The organism is Mesorhizobium sp. M2C.T.Ca.TU.002.02.1.1, from assembly GCF_003997225.1.
Map to the genome: position 1 here is coordinate 1 of NZ_RZTO01001337.1, position 885 is coordinate 885.

Below are 885 nucleotides of genomic sequence, written 5' to 3' on the forward strand. Positions count from 1 at the left end.
GGCCGAAGAGCAGCGCCTGGCCGCGATCGAGGCGGCCAAGGCCGCCAAGGAGCAGGCAAAGGCGCAGGCCCTGGCCGAGAAGGAAGCCGCCAAGCAGGCGGCGCAGCAGCCGGTCGTCACCGCCGGCGTCGAGGCAGCGCCCGCGCAGGAAACGCAGCAGGCGGCCGATGCCGACCAGGGCACCGTGTCGAAGCTGAAGAAGAAGCTGCTCGGCATGTTCGGCGGCTGAGACTTCGTGCATAACGACATGCATCGACAAAAGGCAAGGCCGCCCGCCACCTACGATCTCAAGGGACTGAACTGCCCGCTGCCGGTGCTGAAGGCGCGCAAGCGGCTGGCGGCGATGCGGCCGGGCAGCCGGCTTTGGCTGGAAACCACCGATCCGCTGGCGGTCATCGATATCCCGGCCTTCTGCGCCGATGCCGGTCACCAATTGATCGAAACGACCGCGGTCACCGGCGGCCACCGCTTCCTGGTCGAACGCGGCAACGCCGCCTGAGCCGACGTCGTTCTCGGCCTATAACCCTGCGATCGCCAGCGGATTGGCTTCGAGCGCGGCCCGGTCCGGCGTGTCGATCGACGGCTTGTTGGTGAAGGCGGCAAACAGCCGCCGGATATAGTCCTGCGGCATGTCGAGCGTGATCAGCACCAGCCTGGTGCCGCGCTGGCCGTCGGGCCAGGCCGGCAGCCTCGCCGGCGGATGCAGGATCTTCTGCACGCCGTGAATGACCAGCGGCCGCGACGGATCCTCGGCAAGCTCGATGACGCCTTTCATGCGCAGGAGCTTCTCGCCATGCGTCGAGCGCAGGAGATCGAGAAACATCTCGACCGCCGAGAACGGCACCGGGCCGTCATGGACCAGCGAGTGCGTGCGCACGCGCGCAT

2 protein-coding genes and 1 pseudogene are annotated in these 885 nt (G+C 67.9%); 2 read left to right on the forward strand and 1 reads right to left on the reverse strand.

Annotated features, from left to right (window positions below):
- Together EOD07_RS35940 and EOD07_RS35945 are read left to right on the forward strand one after the other, a co-directional pair.
- A pseudogene (locus EOD07_RS35940) lies at window positions 1–229 on the forward strand (hypothetical protein); the annotation flags it as partial.
- Window positions 230–247: 18 nt separating this feature from the next.
- Window positions 248–499, forward strand: a complete 252-nt coding sequence (locus tag EOD07_RS35945; protein WP_127238480.1) for a sulfurtransferase TusA family protein — start codon at window positions 248–250, stop codon at window positions 497–499.
- Between the two features lie 18 nt (window positions 500–517).
- Here the strand turns inward: EOD07_RS35945 and EOD07_RS35950 are convergent.
- Window positions 518–885, reverse strand: a 368-nt coding sequence (locus EOD07_RS35950; protein WP_206519666.1) for a GTP-binding protein, incomplete at its 5' end; no start/stop codon positions are given.